General features: G+C 64.6%; 19 protein-coding genes, 1 tRNA gene and 1 pseudogene. 12 read left to right on the top strand and 9 right to left on the bottom strand.

Features of this window, described 5'->3' with window-relative positions:
* Positions 1-407: 407 nt before the first annotated feature.
* From J2W45_RS08040 to J2W45_RS08030, 3 genes are all read right to left on the bottom strand, one after another.
* A complete protein-coding gene (locus J2W45_RS08040) occupies positions 408-2,051 on the bottom strand; it encodes a DNA repair helicase XPB (protein ID WP_310130596.1) in 1,644 nt (547 codons plus the stop codon).
* A gap of 91 nt (positions 2,052-2,142) precedes the next feature.
* Entirely contained in the window at positions 2,143-4,026 is a 1,884-nt protein-coding gene (locus J2W45_RS08035; RefSeq protein WP_310130593.1) for a helicase-associated domain-containing protein, read from the bottom strand.
* Positions 4,027-4,050: 24 nt separating this feature from the next.
* On the bottom strand, positions 4,051-4,362 hold the full coding sequence (locus J2W45_RS08030; RefSeq protein WP_310130590.1) for a hypothetical protein: 312 nt from the start codon (positions 4,360-4,362) through the stop codon (positions 4,051-4,053).
* A gap of 56 nt (positions 4,363-4,418) precedes the next feature.
* Between J2W45_RS08030 and J2W45_RS08025 the strand changes: the two genes are divergently transcribed.
* Together J2W45_RS08025 and J2W45_RS08020 are read left to right on the top strand one after the other, a co-directional pair.
* Positions 4,419-4,799 carry a cold-shock protein gene (locus J2W45_RS08025; RefSeq protein WP_020077081.1) on the top strand — a complete coding sequence of 127 codons (381 nt, stop codon included), beginning with the start codon at positions 4,419-4,421 and terminating at the stop codon, positions 4,797-4,799.
* Positions 4,792-5,667: a DUF3027 domain-containing protein gene (locus J2W45_RS08020; protein ID WP_310130586.1), complete on the top strand. Its 876-nt coding sequence runs from the start codon at positions 4,792-4,794 to the stop codon at positions 5,665-5,667. Before J2W45_RS08025 ends, J2W45_RS08020 begins: the two co-directional genes overlap by 8 nt.
* Here the strand turns inward: J2W45_RS08020 and J2W45_RS08015 are convergent.
* Positions 5,596-5,751: pseudogene (locus J2W45_RS08015) on the bottom strand (DUF2530 domain-containing protein); the annotation flags it as partial. The gene J2W45_RS08020 and the pseudogene J2W45_RS08015 sit on opposite strands and share 72 nt — an antisense overlap.
* An 8-nt stretch (positions 5,752-5,759) precedes the next feature.
* Positions 5,760-6,875 (bottom strand): phosphoserine transaminase, encoded by a 1,116-nt coding sequence (serC, locus tag J2W45_RS08010; RefSeq protein WP_310130584.1) that lies wholly within the window; start codon positions 6,873-6,875, stop codon positions 5,760-5,762.
* A gap of 131 nt (positions 6,876-7,006) precedes the next feature.
* Here serC and J2W45_RS08005 point away from each other — a divergent pair, with 131 nt between their 5' ends.
* The 4 genes from J2W45_RS08005 to J2W45_RS07990 all read left to right on the top strand — a co-directional run bounded on the left by J2W45_RS08005 (position 7,007) and on the right by J2W45_RS07990 (position 9,811).
* Positions 7,007-7,702 (top strand): metal-dependent transcriptional regulator, encoded by a 696-nt coding sequence (locus tag J2W45_RS08005; RefSeq protein WP_310130581.1) that lies wholly within the window; start codon positions 7,007-7,009, stop codon positions 7,700-7,702.
* Positions 7,703-8,011: 309 nt separating this feature from the next.
* The gene (locus J2W45_RS08000) at positions 8,012-8,821 is read left to right on the top strand and encodes a C40 family peptidase (protein WP_310130578.1); all 810 of its coding nucleotides are present in this window, start codon (positions 8,012-8,014) and stop codon (positions 8,819-8,821) included.
* A 372-nt stretch (positions 8,822-9,193) separates the two neighbouring features.
* Positions 9,194-9,709 (top strand): HNH endonuclease, encoded by a 516-nt coding sequence (locus tag J2W45_RS07995; protein WP_310130575.1) that lies wholly within the window; start codon positions 9,194-9,196, stop codon positions 9,707-9,709.
* Positions 9,710-9,739: 30 nt separating this feature from the next.
* A tRNA-Arg gene (locus J2W45_RS07990) sits at positions 9,740-9,811 on the top strand.
* Between the two features lie 321 nt (positions 9,812-10,132).
* Here J2W45_RS07990 and J2W45_RS07985 read toward each other — a convergent pair.
* The 3 genes from J2W45_RS07985 to J2W45_RS07975 all read right to left on the bottom strand — a co-directional run bounded on the left by J2W45_RS07985 (position 10,133) and on the right by J2W45_RS07975 (position 12,812).
* Positions 10,133-10,642, bottom strand: coding sequence for a hypothetical protein (locus J2W45_RS07985; RefSeq protein WP_310130574.1), 510 nt, complete (start codon positions 10,640-10,642; stop codon positions 10,133-10,135).
* Positions 10,643-11,120: 478 nt separating this feature from the next.
* Positions 11,121-11,981, bottom strand: a complete 861-nt coding sequence (locus J2W45_RS07980) for a deaminase (RefSeq protein ID WP_310130573.1) — start codon at positions 11,979-11,981, stop codon at positions 11,121-11,123.
* 156 nt (positions 11,982-12,137) lie between these two features.
* Positions 12,138-12,812, bottom strand: a complete 675-nt coding sequence (locus J2W45_RS07975; protein ID WP_310130570.1) for a tyrosine-type recombinase/integrase — start codon at positions 12,810-12,812, stop codon at positions 12,138-12,140.
* Here J2W45_RS07975 and J2W45_RS07970 point away from each other — a divergent pair.
* On the top strand, positions 12,805-13,044 hold the full coding sequence (locus tag J2W45_RS07970) for a hypothetical protein (RefSeq protein WP_310130567.1): 240 nt from the start codon (positions 12,805-12,807) through the stop codon (positions 13,042-13,044). The genes J2W45_RS07975 and J2W45_RS07970 overlap by 8 nt on opposite strands.
* Before the next feature lie 47 nt (positions 13,045-13,091).
* Positions 13,092-13,520 (top strand): IS3 family transposase, encoded by a 429-nt coding sequence (locus tag J2W45_RS07965; protein WP_310130564.1) that lies wholly within the window; start codon positions 13,092-13,094, stop codon positions 13,518-13,520.
* Here J2W45_RS07965 and J2W45_RS07960 read toward each other — a convergent pair whose 3' ends face one another.
* Positions 13,521-13,667 (bottom strand): hypothetical protein, encoded by a 147-nt coding sequence (locus J2W45_RS07960; protein ID WP_310130562.1) that lies wholly within the window; start codon positions 13,665-13,667, stop codon positions 13,521-13,523.
* An 18-nt stretch (positions 13,668-13,685) separates the two neighbouring features.
* On the opposite strand from J2W45_RS07960, the gene J2W45_RS07955 reads away from it, so the two are divergent.
* The 4 genes from J2W45_RS07955 (at position 13,686) to J2W45_RS07940 (ending at position 20,017) form a co-directional block, all read left to right on the top strand.
* On the top strand, positions 13,686-13,916 hold the full coding sequence (locus J2W45_RS07955) for an integrase core domain-containing protein (RefSeq protein WP_310130560.1): 231 nt from the start codon (positions 13,686-13,688) through the stop codon (positions 13,914-13,916).
* 244 nt (positions 13,917-14,160) lie between these two features.
* Positions 14,161-15,726 (top strand): type I restriction-modification system subunit M, encoded by a 1,566-nt coding sequence (locus J2W45_RS07950; RefSeq protein WP_310130558.1) that lies wholly within the window; start codon positions 14,161-14,163, stop codon positions 15,724-15,726.
* A 14-nt stretch (positions 15,727-15,740) separates the two neighbouring features.
* Positions 15,741-16,922, top strand: coding sequence for a restriction endonuclease subunit S (locus J2W45_RS07945; protein ID WP_310130557.1), 1,182 nt, complete (start codon positions 15,741-15,743; stop codon positions 16,920-16,922).
* Positions 16,919-20,017: a type I restriction endonuclease subunit R gene (locus tag J2W45_RS07940; protein ID WP_310130554.1), complete on the top strand. Its 3,099-nt coding sequence runs from the start codon at positions 16,919-16,921 to the stop codon at positions 20,015-20,017. The genes J2W45_RS07945 and J2W45_RS07940 overlap by 4 nt, the downstream gene beginning before the upstream one ends.
* Positions 20,018-20,843 lie beyond the last annotated feature (826 nt).

The following is a 20,843-nucleotide window of genomic DNA, read 5'->3' as shown; positions in this document are numbered from 1 at the left end:
CTGCCGCGACGCACGATTTGTGCCAAATCGTGGTTATGCGACCCCCCATAACCACGATTTGGCACAAATCGCGCCCCAGCCTGGCGCCCCGCGACTCGCCCGAGCGGCCCGAGATTTGTGCCAAATCTCGGTAATGGCGCCCCGATAACGACGATTTGTGCCAAATCTCTCGCGACGCCGACGCCGACGATCGTCGAGGGTCGCACGTGGAGGCGGGCCGACATTCGTGCCGAATGTCGGCTGCGACGCGCCGGGAACCGCGATTCGTGCCGAATATCGGCTACCGCGCTCCGGGTCGACATTCGTGCCGAATGTCGGCTGCGGCCCGCCGGGAACCGCGATTCGTGCCGAATGTCAGGGCCAGGGCCCGACGAAAACCCGTGATTCGTGCCGAATGCCGCCGCCCCCTACGCCGCCTGCAGCGCGTGCGCGTCCAGGATCGTGTACGAGTACCCCTGCTCGGCGAGGAAGCGCTGGCGGTTCTGGGCGAAGTCCTGGTCGACCGTGTCGCGCGCGACCAGCGTGTAGAAGTTCGCCGACAGGCCCGACTCCTTGGGGCGCAGGAGGCGTCCGAGGCGCTGGGCCTCCTCCTGGCGGCTGCCGTACGAGCCGGACACCTGGATGGCGACCGTCGCCTCGGGCAGGTCGACCGAGAAGTTCGCGACCTTGCTGACCACGAGCACCTTGGTGCGGCCGTCGCGGAACTCCTGGAACAGCCGCTCGCGCTCATCCACCGGCGTGGCGCCCGTCAGCTGCGGAGCGTCCAGCGCGGATGCCAGCTCGTCGATCTGGTCGAGGTACTGCCCGATGACGAGGATGCGCTCACCCTCGTGTCGCGCAACCAGCTGCCGCACGATGTCGAGCTTCGCCGGGGCCGTGGCGGCGAGGCGGTAGCGCTCGTCGTCGGGGGCGGCGGCGTAGCTGAGCCGGTCGGACGGCGGCAGGTCGACGCGCACCTCGTAGCAGGCGGCGGGGGAGATGAAGCCCTGCGCTTCGATCTCCTTCCACGGGGCGTCGAAGCGCTTCGGGCCGATCAGGCTGAAGACGTCGCCCTCCCGGCCGTCCTCGCGCACGAGCGTCGCGGTGAGTCCCAGCCGGCGGCGCGCCTGCAGCTCGGCGGTCAGCTTGAACACCGGCGCGGGAAGCAGGTGCACCTCGTCGTAGACCACGAGGCCCCAGTCCAGCGCGTCGAGCAGCGCCAGGTGCGCGTACTCGCCCTTCCGCTTGGCGGTGAGGATCTGGTACGTCGCGATCGTGACCGGCTTGACCTCCTTCACCTGCCCCGAGTACTCGCCGATCTCCTCCGCCGTCAGCGTGGTGCGGCGCAGCAGCTCGTCGCGCCACTGCCGCGCCGAGACGGTGTTGGTGACCAGGATGAGCGTGGTCGTCTTCGCCGTCGCCATCGCCCCGGCGCCGACCAGCGTCTTGCCGGCGCCGCAGGGGAGCACGACGACGCCCGAGCCGCCGTCGAAGAAGTTGGTGACGGCCTTGCGCTGGTAGTCGCGCAACGCCCAGCTGTCCTCCTTGAGTCCGATCTCGTGCGGGGTGCCCGGCGTGTAGCCGGCGAGGTCCTCCGCGGGCCAGCCGAGCTTCACGAGCTCCTGCTTGAGCTGCCCGCGCGCCCACGCCTCCACGACGAACGTCTCGTCGTCGCGGCGCTCCAGCAGCAGCGGAGCGATGCGCTTGGCGCTCGCGACCTCGGTCAGCACCGGCAGGTCCGCGGACCGCAGCAGCAGCGTCCCCTCGTCGTCGCGCTCGATGACCAGCCGCCCGTAGCGGGCGACCGTCTCGGTCATGTCGACCGACACCGTCTGCGGGATCGGGAACTTGGAGTACCGCTCCAGCGTCCCCAGCATGTCCTCGGCGGTGTGGCCCGCGGCCCGCGCGTTCCACAGTCCCAGCCGCGTGATGCGGTAGGTGTGGATGTGCTCGGGCGCGCGCTCCAGCTCGGCGAAGACGGCGAGGTCGTGACGCGCGTCCTCCGCGTCCGGGTGTGCGACTTCGAGCAGCACGGTGCGGTCGCTCTGGACGATCAGGGGGCCATCCGACATAGCTGCCCAGCCTACGCCCTGCCGGTGTGAGCAGGCTTCAGGATGCGCTCCCGGCGAAACCGGGACCCGCGGACCCGCGGACCCGGCCCCCTCACTCCTCCTGCTCGGGCGCCGGCCGCATGCCTCGCACGCTCGACAGCGGCAGTGTCCGCTCGATGTCCGCAGCTCGGTCACGTCCGCGCAACCGGCCTCCGCCGACGCCGGTCGGTTCGAGCAGGTAGTCGACGATCTGACCGTCGGGCATCGCCACCTCGATCACGATCGGCTGCCGCGCCCGCACCGCCAGGTCGAGCTGGCGCGCCAGCCAGCGCTCGCCGGTGTCGTCGCCCGCATCCGCGTCGGCGAGCCGGAGCCGCTCGACCAGTTCGAGGTCGCGGTCGTGCTCGGGGGCGGCCGCGGGATGCGCGACCCGCTGCCGCCGCAGCGTCACCTCGGCCCCGTTCGCGTCCTCGGCCACCACCGGATAGCGGGCGTCGCTCAGCGCCCAGAACACCACGTCCCGCGGGAAGCGGCTGATCAGCTCCCCGGTACGTCCGGGCGCCAGCCGCAGCGAGGCGAGCGCCTGGTCGACGTGGATCGTGCGCAGCAGCGTCGCGTCCTCCGACCGCACCGCCGACCGCACGCCCTCGCCGACCGCCTCGCGCACCCGGACGCGGCCGTGCCGCTCCGCCGCGTCCGCGATCAGGTAGTCGACCGGTTGCGGCAGTCCCGTCAGCGAGATCGCGCTGAGGAACTCGCGGATGCCGTCCGCCGTCTCCCCGGCCGTGAGCGCGCGGTCCACCGACGCGGCCGAGATCCGGAAGGTGGATGCGAGCGCCCGCGACTCCAGCTCGGCGATGCCGCGCAGCCGCGACTCGATCTCCGGCGCGAGGGGTCCCGGAGACACGATGGTCAGGTCGTGCTGCAGGTAGACGCGGTCGACCTCCGCCGGGAACTGCGTCGTCATCACCGCCGTCGCCGCGTCCGGGCCCTCCTCGACGAGCGCCGCGCCCGCCGAGCTCGGGGCCTGGTGCGCGGTCACGCCGAGCCACTCGGCGAGCCGCGTGTGCGCATCCACTCGCCGCTGCGCCTCCTCGATGGAGGCGGGATACAGCCACGCGACATGCTCGCGCAGGCTGTCGCCCCAGGCCGCCCGGCTGCGCAGCGCGAGCAGCGTGCGCAGGTCCTCGGGAAGCGCGGCCAGCCAGGCGGCCGCGAGGGCGCGCCAGCGGTCGGCCGTGGGGGAGTGCGACCAAGCGGCCGCCTCGTCGGTCGGGAGCCACATCCCTTCGTCCACCGCGACGAGCCCGGCGCGCTCGGCGGCCGACAGAGCCACCGGCACCAGGTCTGCGTCGAGCGACAGCGCCTCGGCGAGCCGCTTGACGGCCGGGAGCGCCAGGCCGCCCTTCTGCAGGCGCCGTGCGCCTTCGCGGCCGAGCTCGGCGAGCAGCTCCGAGACCGCCGCGACGGCCTCGAACGCCCGCTCGGCGGCCAGCCGGTCGGTGAAGCGGCGCTCGGTGTCCGGCACCGGAGCGAGCGCGGGAGGCGGGGGAGTTCCGAGCAGGTCGTCGCCCGACGGCAAGCCCTGCGCGGGCCACGCGGCGAGCTGCGCCGCGACGCCGTCGTACAGGTCGAACGCGCGAGCGCCGGACGAGTCGGCGGGATGCACGAGCAGCAGCCCCGCGAGGTCGTCGAGGGCCGCGACGACGGCGTCGCGATCGATGCCCGCGGTGGCGGGTGCGTCCGCGAGTGCCGCGGCCACCGCATCCACCGTCAATGGTCGCGCCGCGCGTGCGAGCACCACCAGGGCCGCCAGTCGCGGACGGTCGAGCGGAGCGAGCGCCCGCTGCACCGAGTCCGCGTCGAGCAGGGCGTCGGCGAGGTCGAAGAAGTCGGCGACGCCGGTCCGCCGGTAGGTGCGGCGCTGCAGGGCCGCGAGCAGCGCGGCGTCGTCCAGCTCCCGCAGCCGGGCTGCGAGCGCGAGCGTGGTCGTCATCCGCCGAACCGCCGGCCGTCCGGCCTAGCGCCGGCTTTTGGGTCCGCTGGGCGCAGCGCCGGGTGCGGCGTTCGCGCGGTTGAGCGCACGGTTGCGGCGCGCGCTGACGATCAGCAGCACGATGATGAGGATGAACGCGATCGGGAGGGCGGCGTAGGGGAAGAGGAACACGGTCGGCCAGAGGCCCTGACCCGATCCCTGGGCGGCGAACTGGCCCGCTGCGGTGCCGATGAGGATGGCCGCGATGCAGACCAGGGACACGATGACGAGCGCGGCGATGATGTAGGCGAGGATGCGCTGGAGCCGCGAAGCCGGCGGCGGGGTCTGCTGGGTCACGAAATCAAGGATAATTGAGGTTGGTCATACGATCCCCCATGCGAAGTGAGGTTCCCATGCCAACCGGCAAGGTCAAGTTCTACGACGAGGAGAAAGGCTTCGGCTTCATCAGCTCCGATGACGGCCAGGAAGTCTTCCTGCACGCCTCGGCGCTCCCCGCCGGTGCCGTCGTCAAATCGGGAACCCGTCTGGAGTTCGGCATCGCCGACGGCAAGCGCGGCGCGCAGGCCCTCTCGGTGCGCGTGCTGGAGGCTCCGCCGAGCCTCGTCAAGATGAAGCGCAAGTCGGCCGACGACATGGCGATCATCGTCGAAGACCTCGTGAAGCTGCTCGACGGCATCGGCGCGAACCTGCGCCGCGGCAAGTACCCGGACAAGGCGCACGGCGCGAAGATCGCGGCCGTGCTGCGCAAGGTCGCGGACGACCTGGATGCCTGAGCAGGGCGAGCCTGCCGCCGACGAGGAGCTGCTCGCAGCCCTCCCGCTGGCCCGCGCCGCGCTGGCCGAGATCACGCCCGAGGCGACGATCGGCGAGCCGCTCGGCCACGTCGTCGAGAGCGCCGGCGTGCTGTCCCTGCTGTTCGAGACGCGCCTCCCCGGCTACCCGGGCTGGCACTGGACGGTCACCGTCGGCCGCGCCGACGACGACAGCGAGCCGACCGTGCTCGAGGCCGAGCTGATGCCCGGCGAGGGCGCGCTCCTCGCGCCCGACTGGGTGCCGTGGTCCGAGCGCCTCGCCGAGTACCAGGCGACCCAGGAGGCGCTGGCCGCGCAGCAGGCGGAGGCCGGCGACGAGGATGCGGACGAGTCCGACGACGAGGACGCCGACGACGAGGATGCGGACGAGTCCGACGACGAGGACTTCGAGGACGCGGACGAGGACGACCGCGACGTCCACGACCTCCACGAGGACGACGACCTGGACGGGGTGGACATCGACAGCGTCGACGTCGGCTTCGACGAGGAGACGGATGTCGACCCCGACCTCGACCTGGAGGCGGAGGAAGCGGCGGCGCTCGCGGATGAGGACGACGACGACGACGAGGACGAGTCGGATGATGACGAGGACGAGTCGGACGACGATGATGACGAGTCGGGCGACGACGATGACGAGTCGGACGATGACGAGTCGGACGACGACGACGACTCGGACGACGACGACGCCCCGTCAGCGCCGGCGAGTGACCGTCAGGTAGCCGAGCCCGAGGACGCCGAGGCCGAGCCCGACGACGATGGTCCAGAGCCAGGTGCCCTCGGGGGCTCCGACGATGAGGACGACGACGAGGGCGACCACCCACAGGCCTAGCCCGACGAGCACGGCCCGCCGGTCGTCCGTCTTCACGGGGACCGGGTCGGGCCGACGCTCGTCGTCGCGGAGCCAGAGGCGCATGGCGCTGGTCAGCCCAGCCGCTCGACCACGTACTCGATGCAGCCGATCAGGGCCCGCACATCCGCCGGCTCGATGGCCGTGAACGTGGCGACGCGCAGCTGGTTGCGGCCGAGCTTGCGGTAGGGCTCCGTGTCGACCACGCCGTTGGCGCGCAGCGTCTTCGCGACAGCCGCCGCGTCGATCCGGTCGTCGAAGTCGATCGTCACGACCACCTGCGAGCGGTGCGCCGGGTCGGTCACGAACGGAGTCGCGTACTCCGCCTTCTCGGCCCACTCGTAGAGCGCGCCGGACGACTCGCGCGTTCGCGCATCCGCCCAGGAGAGGCCGCCGTTGCCGTTCATCCACTCGACCTGGTTCTCGAGCAGAACGAGCGTCGCGATGGCCGGGGTGTTGAGCGTCTGGTTGAGGCGGGAGTTGTCGACCGCGTTCTTGAGGCTCAGGAACTCGGGGATGTAGCGCCCGCTCGCCGCGATCCGCTCGACGCGCTCGAGGGCGGCGGGGGAGAAGAGGGCCAGCCAGAGTCCGCCGTCGGAGGCGAAGTTCTTCTGGGGCGCGAAGTAGTAGACGTCCGACTCGCTGACATCCAGGTCCACGCCGCCCGCGGCGCTGGTCGCGTCGACGACCGTCAGCGCTCCGTCGTCGCCGTGGACGCGGCGCACCGGCGCCATCACACCGGTCGACGTCTCGTTGTGCGGCCAGGCGTACACGTCGACGCCCGTGAGGACCTCGACCTCGCTGCGGGAGCCGCCCGGCGCCTCGATCACGTGCGGAGCATCCAGCCACGGCGTGGTCGCCGCCTTGGCGAACTTGCCGCCGAACTCGCCGAAGACGAGGTTCTCGCTGCGCTTCTCGATGAGTCCGAAAGCGGCCGCATCCCAGAACGCCGTCGACCCGCCGTTGCCGATGACGACCTCGTAGCCGTCGGGCAGGCGGAACAGCTCGCCGATGCCCTCGCGCACACGGCCGACCAGGTTCTTGACCGGAGCCTGGCGGTGGGAGGTGCCGAGCAGCTCGGCGCCGGGGCCGGACAGGTACGCGACCTGCTCGGGGCGGACCTTGGAGGGTCCGCATCCGAAGCGACCGTCGGCGGGCAGGAGCTCAGAGGGGATCGTGACGTCCGGCATAACTGAAGTGTATTGGCTGTTGTAGAGCGGGGACGGCGCGCCCGGTGCCCCCGTCCCGGCCTGCGCCGGCCTGTCAGCCGCACCAAGTAGGCTGATATCCGACGTTCGCGCGCCGTCACGTGGAGGGGTTCATGACCGATCTGATCGATACGACCGAGATGTATCTCCGCACCATCCTGGAGCTGGAGGAGGACAACATCGTCCCCCTGCGTGCGCGCATCTCGGAGCGTCTCGGGCACTCCGGTCCGACCGTCTCGCAGACCGTCGGCCGCATGGAGCGCGACGGCCTGGTCGTCGTCTCCGGCGACCGCCACCTCGAACTCACCGACGACGGCCGCCGCAAGGCCGTGCACGTGATGCGCAAGCACCGCCTGGCCGAGCGCCTGCTCAGCGACGTGATCGAGCTGGAGTGGGAGTACGTGCACGAGGAGGCGTGCCGCTGGGAGCACGTGATGAGCGAGCAGGTCGAGCGCAAGCTGCTCACCATGCTCGGTCACCCCACCGAGTCGCCGTACGGCAACCCCATCCCCGGTCTGGGAGAGCTCGGCGTCGTCGCCGACACCTCCGTATCCACCGAGAGCCTGATCAACCTGGTGGATGTGGTGCGCGGCAACAATTCCGGAGTCACCGCGAAGATCCGCCGGCTGGGCGAGCCCGCGCAGGTCGACCCCGAGCTGCTGCTCCAGCTGAAGCAGGCGGGCGTTTTTCCGGGCTCCACCGGCACTTTCTCTCCGGCCGGGTCGTACGTCGCCGTGCAGATCGACGGCTTCGAACCGGGCCTCGAGCTGCCCAACGAGCTGGCCGCGCACATCTTCGTCGACGCCTGAATCTCGTTACCGATTCGTTAAAAAGTCGTCCGAAAGATGTGACAAACGGGATAACGTCCCGTAGTCTCTTACGAGTCCGAACGGGCCACAAACGGCCCATCAGGACCCCGGATCGTGACGCTCCACCCCCCTATTACCCGTCTCGCGATCCGTGAAGCCGAAGCCACCCAGCTTGGGACGGGGGCAGCTCCCTAGTGCTGCCGGAGCGCTGGAGGTCACACTTTGGCACAGTCGAGCACGCCCGGTCCCGACGAGGACCGCACGAACCCGAACCAGAGCCTTTCTTCTTCCGCCGTCTCCCGTCGCGCCGTGCGCACGACGACCGCGGCCACCGCATCCACTCGCCCGGCAGGGTCGCCGGCGCGCGCTGGTGCTGCCGCGTCCGAGAAGCCGAAGAAGAAGCGCAAGGGCGGCTGGATCGTCAACGCCGGTGTCATCACCGTCGCCACCGGTCTCATCGCCACCATGTCGCTCCCGGCTTTCGCGTTCAACCCGAACGGCGCCGACAGCGCCGCGTTCGGCCCGAGCGCCGCGGACTCCATGAAGAAGGCGCAGTCGCAGACCGTCGAGGTCGGCGGCGTCGCCTCCGCGTCCGTCACCCGTGACGCCGCGTCGGCCACCACCGAGGAGCAGCTGAACGCGCAGAAGGCCGCGGCCGCCGCTGCTGCAGCCGCCGAGGCCGCCCGTCGTCAGGCCGCCGTGCAGCTCGCGACCTACGCGACCAGGTCGTCGAGCGGACCGTCGATCTCCGACTTCCTGGCCAACCCGCCGTACCCGAACTTCAGCCTCTCGCAGGTGTTCTCGGTGGCGCAGCAGTACATCGGCACCCCGTACGTGTACGGCGGCGCCAGCCCCGCGGGCTTCGACTGCTCCGGCTACGTGATGTACGTGTACGCCCAGTTCGGCATCAACCTGCCGCACTCGGTGTCCGGCCAGGCCGCCATGGGCAAGCGCATCTCGATCGCGGACGCCCAGCCCGGCGACATCGTCATCATGCCCGGCCACGACGGCTTCTACGCCGGCAACGGCAACATCATGGATGCGCCCGACGCCGGCCGCTCCATCTCCATCCGCCCGATCTGGACGAGCGACTACTACATCGTCCGGCTGGGTATCTGACTCACCACCGAGCCTGACCGACCGGTTTCCGGCCGGTGAACACTCCGCACCACAGCACCCGAGCGGCGCGCCACGAATAGGTGGCGCGCCGTTTCTGGGTTACCCTGTCGTTCTGAGCTGCCTCGCCGCAGCCGCAGATTCGGAGGATCCGATGGCCGGAACATGTTCCGCCGGGTCGCTGAGGGCGACCGGGTGGGACGAGTGCGGCCTCGACTTCCTCGCCTGCCGCCACCACGTGGAGGCCTGCCAGCGCCACCATGTGGCCTGCCACCACCATGCCGCCGCAACCTTGGGCGCTGTCCGCACGGACAGTGCCCTTTTTGTTTGCCTTCGCCCGCCCGCGGGCCGTCGCCTTTTCCCGGAAGGTCGCAGATGAAGACTCTGGTTCTGAACGCCAGCTACGAACCGCTCGGCGTGATCTCGACGCGGCGGGCCGTGATGCTCGTGCTCGCAGGCAAAGCCTCCACCGTCGCAGGGAGCGGGGCGCAACTCCACAGCCGCTCCCTGGTGCTGGATGCGCCGAGCGTCGTGCTCCTGAACCAGTACATCCGCGTGCCGCACCGCCGCATCCCGCTCACCCGCAAGTCGGCGCTGGAACGCTACGGCCACGTGTGCGCCTACTGCGGCAAGTTCGGCGACACCCTCGACCACGTCATCCCGCGCGCCCGCGGCGGCACGCACACCTGGGACAACGTGGTGATCGCCTGCTTCCGCTGCAACAACGTCAAGAGCGACCGCCTGCTGTCGGAGCTCGGCTGGAAGCTCCCCTTCGAACTGAAGGAGCCCCACCTCAACATGGCGTCGCTGATCAGCATGCGCTGGAACGACCCCAACTGGGACGAGTACACGGAACCCTGGCGCCGGCACGAACTGCAGCTCGCCGGCTGACCCGCCGCGTTCGCTAGGATTGACGGGCCAGCCTCTGTAGCTCAATGGAAGAGCAGTTCCGTCCTAAGGAAACGGTTGGGGGTTCGAGTCCCTCCAGGGGCACTTTAGTTGTGTAGCAAATATGCTGGTCAGAGGGGGTTTCTCACGGCATGGAATCGCCTGTTCGCGATTTGCCCACAATGCGCCCACAGGAACTCCGAGAAACTCTTTGCGTGCGGCCTAGCCAGTGCGCATGGTTTGGGCTGAAACCAATACTTAAGGACGCGGTCTGAGTGATGCCCGTTAGACGATCCGTCAGCAGCGGCGCGCGAGGACCTGCGCGGGCTGTGTCTCGTCCGGGCAGGCTAGAGGCTGAACGTCAGATGAATAAACAATGAGCCGCGGATCCATACATGTTGCGCCAGCATCGCTGAGAGCCCCCATTTAGTCGAACGCGTAGTAAAGCTCACGAACTCGGCCTTGCCAGCGAAGCAACAGATTGCGTAGTTCCTGAGGGTCCCCGACCGAAGTATCGCCCGACGGCATGCGGTGGACAAATGCGTCGGTGACACCAGCGTCGAAGACACCACCGGTCAAACCTTCCTCCCGGAAAATAAGTAGCGGTCGGCGGAGCGCAAACAGGATGCCAGCCTCGAGATGGTTCCACGGAGTTGGAAAGGACTTCACCTCCGTGGTCGTTGCCTCGACATCTGTTCCTGGCTTCACGACACCGTGCAAACTCCTGAACTGCTCAAAGCCAAGGATCACGGCCCCAAAACAAGACCGAGCAATGACTGCAACCTCCCGCAACGGGTAGTCGAGAGGATAGTCACCTCTGCCGAGCGCTCGCGCTTCAAAGCCAAACTCGTCGAGCAGGTCAACGATGCGCTGGCGAGAGGCCTCCTGCTCGGGATTTAGGCTGGTCGGAGCGCTGACAAAGACTGGGATCTGCACGGGGTAAACCTATCGAGTTGTCGAGCACTGTGAAACAAAACTTGACCCGTGCTGTGAGCGGCCGGCGCGCGAACGCCACCTTGCACCCGACATCCCTAAGGTCGCAGTCAGCAGGCATTAGCTTGCACTTGCGCTGACCTTGACGCTGCTCCGAGTCGTTGACGGCAATTCCGCGGCGAAGGGTAACGGTGCCCGTACCAGGACTCCGAATGCCCCAGGGACAGTAGCTGAGTGATGGCCGGGCTGGCGGGGCGCTGAACTTGCAGCTATCGAGTGTCTTTGTGTCGGGCGCTCCAAACGGCGGATCGATCCCGGGGCCTCATGCGGTCGTTCGGAACCTGCCGGTCACGCCTTCGCCGCGGCAGGCCGCGATCATGTGCTTGGCTGTGTCAGCTGGGGATCGCTTTGCGCAGTTTGGCCGCGAGTTCTCGATTTTATGTAGGGAGCCCTCCGGGTGGAGTGGCTCGCGCTCCCAACCTCATAGAATCGGCAGTGCTGGCTCTCGCAGTCGTATTTCCCATTCGATGGTCACCGATACGTGCCCTGTTCCGCCGTAGTCGGCGGTCGGCTCGATCGCGATGACCCTACAAAGCACGTGTCCATATTCGTTACGCATCACTCCGATAGAGCCAATTTCAATCTTCGGCGAATGGCTTCCGAAGTCGAGTGCGTCCGGGTCATCGATCTCTTCAAATCGATTTGCGTAACGTGCGTTAGCAACCACACCAGGACTTCCCCCGTACATATAGATGGCGTTTGCTCCGCAGTTCGACCACCGCGTCTCCCACGAAGGCGAGCCCTGTGCCGAGTCGACGGAGATGGTGAAGCGCCCTCCGTTCTGGGTGAAATCGAACTTTGCGCCCGCGCTCATCCCGGAGCCCTCGGTGAAGAACTTTGTGAAGTCTCTTCCAGCGTCGCGGGCACGCTCTCGTAGGTCCGGCGCAAAATCTCGCAGTCTCACCCCGTGATCGCGGAGGTACTTCCATCCAAGGCGGTAGACCTGAGGATTGGGGTCATAGTTCCCGATGTAGGCCTCCGCGATACCGGCAGACGCGATCAGCTCTGCACACGGGACCCGCCTCGTGCGAGAGTTCGCGCACGGCTCCAGGGTCACGTAGAGCGCGGCTCCACGCACATCTAAGTTCTGTTCGGCGGCTTTGTGGAGCGCAATCTCTTCGGCATGAAGACCATCAATCTCGCCTTTGTAGCCAGCTGCCAGAACGCTTTCACCGCGGGCTATGACGGCACCAACTCGAGCGTTGGTCATAGACTTCAACGCTTCTTCAACCGCCCGGGTTTCGTGTGCGCGCTCGACTTCGGCGGGCGGTCGCTCAGGCATGGTGGATCCATCGGTCGTGCGGTGCTCGAACCGAGCAGTAGATCTGTGCATAAAGGCGCTGCCTCTTGTTCACGGCGCGATCCTACGACAGTTGTAACCGACCGAGCGACGTACGAGGCGAGCTGGATAGTCGAGCCGAGGAACACTGCGAGTTGGCTAAGCGTCCCACAAAGCGCCTCCACTCTCTGCAAGAACCCGCTCGTTGAGCCGATCAGCGACTGACCCGAAATCGTCCTCGAACAAGTCGGCATGCGTGTCCAATGTCATCGCAGCCGACTTGTGCCCGAGCATGCGCTGGAGCGCTTTGACGTTGGCTCCGGCGCTCACTGCCAGACTCGCGGCGGTGTGCTTGAGGTCGTGTGGGGTCATGTGCTCGAGTTCGGCATCGCGTAGTGCGGTCAGCCACCAGGATTGCCGATTCCGGGCAGTGTCTGGTCGCCCGAGGGAGCCGCGGGCGCGAGCAGGAAAGACGAGCTCGTCGCGCTTCTTTCCGGTGATGAGCGTCTTAAGGCGTGGTGCGAGGAAGGCTGGGAAGGGTACGGAACGAGCTTCCCAACTCTTCGGTGGTCCGACGTGGATAAGCCCATCGACTTCTGTGGCGGTCTGATGAATGGCCGAACGGGAGCGTTCAAGGTCGATGTCGTTCACCGTGAGCGCGACAGCTTCGCCCCACCGAATGCCGGTGTAGGCGAGAGTCAGCACCAGGACGCTGGGAGCCTGACCCGCTTTTCCGGACACCTGAGTTGAGGCGATGATCGTCTCAGAGAGGAGTCCGTGATGCCTGCTGCTCACCCGCCGGAGTTTCGGCGGGTGTGCCCTGGATTTGGTCACCCAGGGCAATCCTCTCGCGCAGACCGCCCGTGATCTCGGGATCAGCGAGTTCTGTCTTCGCACCTGGATGAACCGTGACGCGATCGACTCCGGCCGCAAGGCCGGGGTGACGTCCGATGAGCACAAGGAGCTCGTCGAGTTGCGTCGACGGAACCGGGTGCTGGAGATGGAGAACGAGATCCTCAAGCGCGCGAGCGCGTATTTCGCGAGGGAGAACGTGCTCCCAAAATAGGGTTCCGGCTGGTCCAGGAGCTCGCTGCGGACGGTGTCCCCGTCGCGGTGGCCTGCCGGTTCCTGACCGTCTCGACCTCCGGCTACTACGACTGGGCGAGCCGGCCACCCTCTCGACGCAGCGTTGCAGACGCCGAGCTGACCACCACCATCCGCCGCATTCACGCCGATTCGAGGGAAACCTATGGCGCCCCGCGGGTGCTCGCTGAGCTGCGGCTCGGGCTCGGCGTTCACGTGGGCCGAAAACGCGTGGCTAGGCTGATGCGCCTGGACGGTCTGGTCGGGGTCTCGCATCGCCGGAAGCGACGCGGATGGAAGCCGGACACCGCCACGCACGAGGATCTCGTGAAGCGGCAGTTCCACGCGGACGCACCGAACCGGCTCTGGTTCTGCGACATCACCCAACACCGCGCGAGCGACGGCTGGGTTTACTGCGCGGCCGTGATCGACGCGTTCAGCCGCCGAGTCGTGGGCTGATCAATCGCGGATCGGATCACCGCCGAGATCGTCGTCGACGCGCTTGAGATAGCCCGCTGGCGACGCCGCCCCGAGCCCGGCACCATCGTCCACGCCGACCGAGGAGCGCAATACACCAGCTGGCTGTTCGGGCACCGGCTCCGCCAAGCCGGGCTGCTCGGCTCGATGGGCCGAGTCGCATCGTCGGTCGATAACGCCCTGATCGAGAGCTTCTGGTCGATCATGCAACGCGAGCTCCTGGATCGCACCAGCTGGGACTCGAAGACGCAGCTCGCCTCGGCTATGTTCGAGTGGATCGAGGGCTTCTACACCCCGCGCCGCCGGCACTCCGCCCTCGACTACCTCAGCCCCGCCGACTACGAAGCCCTTCACACCACCGCCGAAATCGCGGCATGATCAATACACAACAACCGTCCGGGAAACCGGGTCAGGCTCCGACCTTGTTCGAGGTTCCCCTCGGAGTGCGGACCACCCCGTAAGGTGTCGCGTTATACATCGGTGCCCTCCAGTAGTCTGGCGAGACGTCACTTCAGTACAGCAATGATTACCGTTTGGTGGAGGAGACAATTCCCGGCATGAGTAGCACCGTTATCACCCGACCAGTCGACGCATCCGATTCATCGACGGCGGTGACCTGGTGATGACGCCAACCACCCGCGAAGGCCAGCGCGCTGAGCTGCACAAGACGATCTGGCGGATCGCCAACGACCTGCGTGGCAGCGTCGACGGGTGGGACTTCAAGAGCTACGTGCTCGGGATGCTCTTCTACCGATTCATTTCCGAGAACATCACCGCCTACATCAACAAGGGCGAGCACGAAGCCGGCGATTCCAGCTTCGACTACGCCGACCTCTCGGATGCGGAGGCGGAGCTTGGTCGCGCAGTGACGGTGGCGGAGAAGGGCTTCTATATCCTGCCCTCTGAACTCTTCCAGAACGTGCGCAGCCGGGCACCGCACGACACTAATCTCAACGAAACGCTCGAGCGAGTGTTCAAAGACGTCGAAGGCTCAGCCGTCGGTACGGACAGCGAGAACGATCTGAAAGGTCTGTTCGACGACCTCGACGTGAACAGCTCCAAGCTGGGCAACACCGTCGCCCGACGAAACGAGAAGCTAGTCAAGCTCCTTGATGCGGTTGGGGACTTGCCACTGGGAAACTTCGAGGATCACTCCATCGACCTGTTTGGTGATGCGTACGAGTACCTGATGCAGATGTACGCATCCCAGGCCGGCAAGTCTGGTGGCGAGTACTACACACCCCAAGAGGTCTCAGAACTCCTCGCGCGAATTACCGTCATGGGTAAGACCCGGGTGAACAAGGTCTACGACCCCGCCTGCGGTTCAGGCTCCCTGCTCTTAAAGTTTGCGAAGGTACTCGGCAGGGAAAACGTCGGTGGGTTCTACGGCCAGGAGATCAACCTGACCACGTACAACCTGGCGCGGATCAATATGTTCCTGCACGACCTCAACTATGAGCAGTTCGACATCGCCCACGGCGATACCCTCCTCGACCCTCAGCACTGGGACGAGGAACCATTCGAGGCGATCGTGTCCAACCCGCCCTACTCGATCAAGTGGGAGGGCGATGCCAATCCGCTCCTGATCAACGACGAACGCTTCGCGCCCGCCGGCGTCCTCGCACCTAAGTCGAAGGCCGATCTGGCGTTCACGATGCACATCCTGAGCTGGCTTGCTGTCACCGGCACCGCCGCGATCGTCGAGTTCCCCGGCGTGCTCTACCGAGGGGGCACCGAGCGGAAGATCCGCAAATACCTCATCGACAACAACTACGTCGATGCGGTCATTCAGCTTCCGCCAGACCTATTCTTCGGCACCACTATTGCGACCTGCGTCATCGTGCTCAAGAAATCCAAGACAGACAATTGCGTGCTGTTCGTCAACGCCGCGGACGAATTCAAGCGCGTCGGTAATAAGAACAAGCTCTTGCCAGATAACCAGGAGAACATTCTTCTGGCGCTCGCTGAGCGTGCCGACAAAGATCATCTCGCGAAGCTCGTGCCGAACGAGGACGTCGCCGCCAATGACTACAACATTGCCGTTTCTTCTTACGTTGAGGACGAGGACACCCGCGAGTTTGTCGACATCACGGCACTGAACGCAGAGATCGGGCGCATTGTCGCGCGGCAGTCGGAACTGAGAATTTCCATCGACGAGATCGTGGCTGACTTGGAAGGTCCGAAGTGAGTCGTGTTGACCAAATGATCGACGAGCTCGTGCCAAGTGGCGTAGCCTTTCGGGCCCTTGGCGACATTGCAATAACGGTGGCGGGACTGTCGGGTAAGAGCAAGTCTGACTTCTCTGAAGGCAGTGCTCGATATGTGTCGTATAAAAACGCATTCGCAAATCTTTCGGTGGATCAATTTGCCGAAGACTTCGTGAAGGTTCGGGACGGCGAGAAGCAGAATCGACTCCAGCGGGGCGACGTCATAATCACTGGGTCGTCTGAGTCTCTCGATGAGGTTGGCATGTCGTCGGTTGTAGCGACCGAACCCGTAGGACCGCTCTACCTCAACAGCTTCTGTTTCGCCGTCCGTTTTGCTGACCCGTCGCTCCTGTTGCCCGAATTCTCGAAGTACCTTTTTCGTTCTGACGCCGTCAGGACTCAGATCCGCCGAACAGCAAGTGGCGTAACGCGCATCAACGTTTCCAAGCCGCGGTTCATGAAAGTGCGTGTACCACTTCCGCCTCTCGAAGTCCAGCTTGAGATTGCAAGGGTGTTGGACGAATTCACTCAGCGGGAAGTGAAGCTGGAAGCGGAGCTGGCAGCGGAGCTCAATGCGCGCCACCGTCAGTACGACTACTACCGAAACCAGTTACTTACCGCCGACATCGCTAGCGCACGTATTGCGCGCATTGATGAACTCTTCGACTTGCGCGCTGGAAAGTTCATTGCAGCGTCTGCCATCGTCGCATCTCCGGACGACGAGCACCCGATCCCATGTTTCGGAGGAGGCGGACTACGAGGATATGTTGCGACTCCGAATCAGAGCGGAGATCGAGTGCTGATTGGCCGCCAAGGCGCCCTTTGCGGAAACGTCAAAAGGACAAGCGGTGAGTTCTATGCTACTGAGCATTCCGTGGTCGTCACCCCGAAGCCAGGTGTCGATGTCAGTTGGGCTTTTCACACGCTCATGAGCATGAACTTGAATCAGTACGCATCCAGATCAGCCCAGCCTGGGCTGGCTGTCGCCACGCTCAACCAGTTGCAGACCGCTGCGCCGCCTCTCAACGAGCAAGTGCGTGTTGGGAAGATCCTCGACAGACTTGACTCCCTCGTCAACGACCTAAGCATCAGGCTTCCTGCCGAAGCCATTGCCCGCCGCAAGCAATATGAGTACTACCGTGACAAGCTCCTTACCTTCAAAGAAGCTATGACATGAGCGACAGGCTGCAGCCCCACTACGACCCGATTGCGGTTTCTGCAGAGTCGACAGTCGTGACGGAACACGTGCCCGCGCCCAGTCCCGCATCCGCCTATCAGTCGGAGGCTTCACTAGAGCAGGAATTCATCCAGCTCCTCGAATCGCAGGCTTACGAGCATCTGCGCGTCACCTCCGAAGCGCAGCTCGTTTCTAACCTGCGCTCCCAGCTCGAAACGCTGAACCACTTTACGTTCTCCGACGCAGAGTGGGAGACGTTCTTTACGAACGCGCTTGCGGGGAAGAACGACGGCATAGTTGAGAAGACGGTCCGCATTCAGGAGGACCCGGTTCAGCTTCTGAAGCGCGACGACGGGTCGACGAAGAACATCACCCTGATCGACAAGCGGAACATCCACAATAATCGCCTTCAGGTCATCAACCAGTACGAGGTGGGTAAGGGCGAGGGGGGCGGGAAGTTCGCGAATCGTTACGACGTAACGGTGCTGGTCAATGGCCTGCCGATGGTGCACATCGAACTGAAGCGTCGCGGGGTCGACATCCGCGAGGCGTTCAACCAGATCGACCGGTACCAACGCGACAGCTTCTGGGCCGGATCTGGCCTGTTCGAATACGTCCAGCTGTTCGTGATCAGCAACGGAACGTTGACCAAGTACTACTCCAACACCACCCGATTCCAGCACATCAAGGAGGCGCAGAAGCCTGGTAAGGGCAAGAAGACGTCGAACTCATTCGAGTTCACGTCATGGTGGGCGGACGCTAACAATCAGCCTATCCGCGACCTCGCATCGTTTGCCGGGACTTTCTTCGCGAAGCACACCCTCCTCAACGTCCTCACCCAGTATTGCGTGATGACTGTCGACCGCCTTCTCTTGGTGATGCGCCCGTATCAGATCGTCGCGACCGAACGGATCCTTCAACGCATCCAGACGTCAACCAACTACAAGCAACTGGGGACAGTCAAAGCGGGCGGGTATGTGTGGCACACAACTGGCTCCGGGAAGACGCTCACGAGCTTCAAGACAGCGCAGCTAGCTTCTCAGATTCCGAGCGTGGCCAAAGTGCTGTTCGTAGTGGACCGCAAAGACCTCGACTACCAGACGATGCGCGAATACGACCGCTTCCAAAAGGGCGCCGCGAACTCGAACACGTCAACGGCGGTGCTGAAGAAGCAGCTAGAGGATCCGGGCGCGCGGATCATCATCACGACAATTCAGAAGCTGTCTAACTTCGTAGCCGGTAACAAGGGCCACGAGATCTACTCGGGCCACGTCGTCCTGATTTTCGATGAGTGCCACCGCTCGCAGTTCGGCGACATGCACAGCGACATCACGAAAGCGTTTAAGCGTTACAACCTTTTCGGGTTCACGGGTACGCCGATCTTCGCTGCGAACTCAGGCACCAGCGGTAACCCGCTGTTGAGGACGACCGAGCAGGCCTTCGGTGACAGGCTGCACACTTACACGATCGTCGACGCGATCACTGACAAGAACGTGTTGCCGTTCCGCATTGATTACGTCAATACAGTCAAGGTGGGCGCGGTCGATGACAAGCAAGTGTCGGCAATTGATACCGAGAAGGCACTGCTTGCACCGGAACGGATCAGCCAGATCGTCCAGTACACGCTGCAGCACTTTGATCAGAAGACCAAGCGTTCCTCCGCCTACGAGCACTCTGTCGTCACTAACGTGGTCGAATCGACTCGGGCACGTCGACAGGTCGAGGCGATACGGGAAAGGCAGCGAGTCCGCGGCTTCAACGCAATTTTCGCGACCGCCAGCATCGAAGCAGCTCGCCGGTACTACAACCACTTCCAAGTCCAGCAGGAGCCGCTCCCTGCAGAACGCCGCCTCAAGATCGGCCTCATCTACTCATACGGTGCCAACGAGGCGACAGATGACGGAATCCTGGATGACGAAGCATTCGACACCGACGCGCTTTCGGCAGATGCGCGCGGCTTCCTGGAAGACGCGATCCAGGACTACAACGCCATCTTCGGCACGAGCTACGACACAAGTGCGGACAAGTTCCAGAACTACTACAAGGACCTCTCGCAACGGCTGAAGAACCGTGAACTGGACCTTGTGATCGTGGTCAACATGTTCCTTACGGGTTTCGACGCAACGACCCTCAACACGCTCTTCGTCGACAAGAACCTCCGCGCACACGGCCTGATCCAGGCGTACTCGCGTACCAACCGCATCCTCAACTCAGTTAAGACCTACGGCAACATCGTCGCTTTCCGCGACCTCGAAGAGCAGACTAACGTCGCGCTGGAACTCTTCGGCAATAAAGACGCCCGCGGCGTCGTCCTGCTCAAGCCATACGCCGATTACTACACCGACTACGCCGGCAAAGTCGGCAAGCTCCTGACCTTCTTCCCGCTGGGGGAGCAGATAATCGGGGAGACCGCGCAAAAAGCGTTCATCCAGCTCTTCGGCCAGATCCTACGACTTCAGAACATCCTCACCTCATTCGATGACTTCGCCGGCCACGAAATCCTGACCGAGCGCCAAAGCCAGGATTACCGCAGCATCTACCTCGACCTCTACGCCGAGTTCCGCAAGGACAAGAACGCCGACAAGGAACTCATCAACGACGACATCGTCTTCGAGATCGAGCTGATCAAACAGGTCGAGATTAATGTCGATTACATCCTGATACTCGTCCAGAAGTATCGCTCACAGTATGGCGATGGCGATGACAAGGAGATCCGCGCGGAAATCTCTCGCGCCGTTGATGCCAGCCCGACTTTGCGCAACAAGAAGGACCTGATCGAAGCCTTCGTCGACTCCGTCTCAGTCGACGGTGCCATTGACCAAGAGTGGCAGGCGTTCGTTGCAGCCAAGCGGGAGGCGGAGCTTGAGGCGATCATCGAGGACGAGGGGCTCCGGAGCGACGCCACGCGTGTCTTCATCGAAACTGCCTTCCGCGATGGAGTGCTCCGCACGACAGGCACTGCGATTACGAAGGTGCTTCCGCCTGCGTCACGTTTTGCGGCGGATGGCGGCCACGTCGAGAAGAAGCAGCGCGTGATTGAGAGACTCGGCAAGTTCTTCGAACGATTCGTTGGACTCGCTCGAACGCCTCATTAAGCCGGGATCCCGGTGATTGGGTCGGCCTTCAGGACGATGACTCCAACTGCCGCGGCGCAGATTATCCCGTTCAGCCAGCGGGAGCCAAAAAGATGACGACCTCGCGGGCGCCGAAGACCAGGCCTGATGGTGTCCTGAGTGTTCGCGATTACCGAGATTGAGAAGCGCGGGCAGGCCGAGTTGGTCTCGAGGCGAGGGCACACTCGACGAAAAGTAGGGCCGTGAGTCTGGGCGCAGCGAACTGCCGGCTCTCGGCACGTCACCATTAAGTCTGACGGGACGGTCCTCTTCTCGTTGCACGGTCAAAATTCTGTTGCTCGCTACCCTTAGTGTGGGCGCGAAACGAGCATTCCCGGGGAGGAGCGTTGGTGCTTATGAGCTCGGCTTATTTGCTTGTCCTGGGAGAACGCGAAGCAATCTCGTGGGTCCTTCACCAGCAAAAGATGGCGTTCACGGCGCGCAAGAGACGAGAAGTGTCCGCTCTGAGAGCCGGCGATGAGCTCTTCCTGCTGACGACTCGTACCGCGTTTCACAATCCCCGAGGAGACCGCACGATGATCGTGGGCAGAGCACTAGCAACAAGCTCGGCCCGCCCCCTGCAGAGTCCGCTTAAGATGGCGGGTCGAACCTTCACGAGCGAGTGCGACCTAGTGATTGAGTCGCTCGCGCCTCGCCGCTCTGGCGTTGAAGTCGCTCCGATTGTTCACTCACTCGAAGCCCTTTCCCGTAGCGCGTCCTGGGGATGATCTTGAGGCGCCCCCTGCTTGAGTTCACCCGGGCCGATGCCGCCTTTCTGGCGCAGCAGCTCGAATCCTACGTTGTCGAA

The sequence above is a fragment of the Leifsonia shinshuensis genome (assembly GCF_031456835.1).
GTDB lineage: Bacteria > Actinomycetota > Actinomycetes > Actinomycetales > Microbacteriaceae > Leifsonia > Leifsonia shinshuensis_C.
The sequence above is the reverse complement of the archived record's forward strand: the minus strand, read 5'-3'. Positions and strand labels throughout refer to the sequence as shown.

Excerpts from the sequence above, each read along its gene's own strand:
- J2W45_RS08025 (WP_020077081.1), top strand. The coding sequence starts at position 4,419 with ATGCCAACCGGCAAGGTCAAGTTCTACGACGAGGAGAAAGGCTTCGGC.
- serC (WP_310130584.1), bottom strand. The coding sequence starts at position 6,875 with ATGCCGGACGTCACGATCCCCTCTGAGCTCCTGCCCGCCGACGGTCGC.
- J2W45_RS08040 (WP_310130596.1), bottom strand. The coding sequence starts at position 2,051 with ATGTCGGATGGCCCCCTGATCGTCCAGAGCGACCGCACCGTGCTGCTC.
- J2W45_RS07995 (WP_310130575.1), top strand. The coding sequence starts at position 9,194 with ATGAAGACTCTGGTTCTGAACGCCAGCTACGAACCGCTCGGCGTGATC.
- J2W45_RS08035 (WP_310130593.1), bottom strand. The coding sequence starts at position 4,026 with ATGACGACCACGCTCGCGCTCGCAGCCCGGCTGCGGGAGCTGGACGAC.
- J2W45_RS08020 (WP_310130586.1), top strand. The coding sequence starts at position 4,792 with ATGCCTGAGCAGGGCGAGCCTGCCGCCGACGAGGAGCTGCTCGCAGCC.
- J2W45_RS07980 (WP_310130573.1), bottom strand. The coding sequence starts at position 11,981 with ATGCCTGAGCGACCGCCCGCCGAAGTCGAGCGCGCACACGAAACCCGG.
- J2W45_RS07945 (WP_310130557.1), top strand. The coding sequence starts at position 15,741 with ATGATCGACGAGCTCGTGCCAAGTGGCGTAGCCTTTCGGGCCCTTGGC.
- J2W45_RS07955 (WP_310130560.1), top strand. The coding sequence starts at position 13,686 with ATGGGCCGAGTCGCATCGTCGGTCGATAACGCCCTGATCGAGAGCTTC.
- J2W45_RS07940 (WP_310130554.1), top strand. The coding sequence starts at position 16,919 with ATGAGCGACAGGCTGCAGCCCCACTACGACCCGATTGCGGTTTCTGCA.
- J2W45_RS07950 (WP_310130558.1), top strand. The coding sequence starts at position 14,161 with ATGACGCCAACCACCCGCGAAGGCCAGCGCGCTGAGCTGCACAAGACG.
- J2W45_RS08005 (WP_310130581.1), top strand. The coding sequence starts at position 7,007 with ATGACCGATCTGATCGATACGACCGAGATGTATCTCCGCACCATCCTG.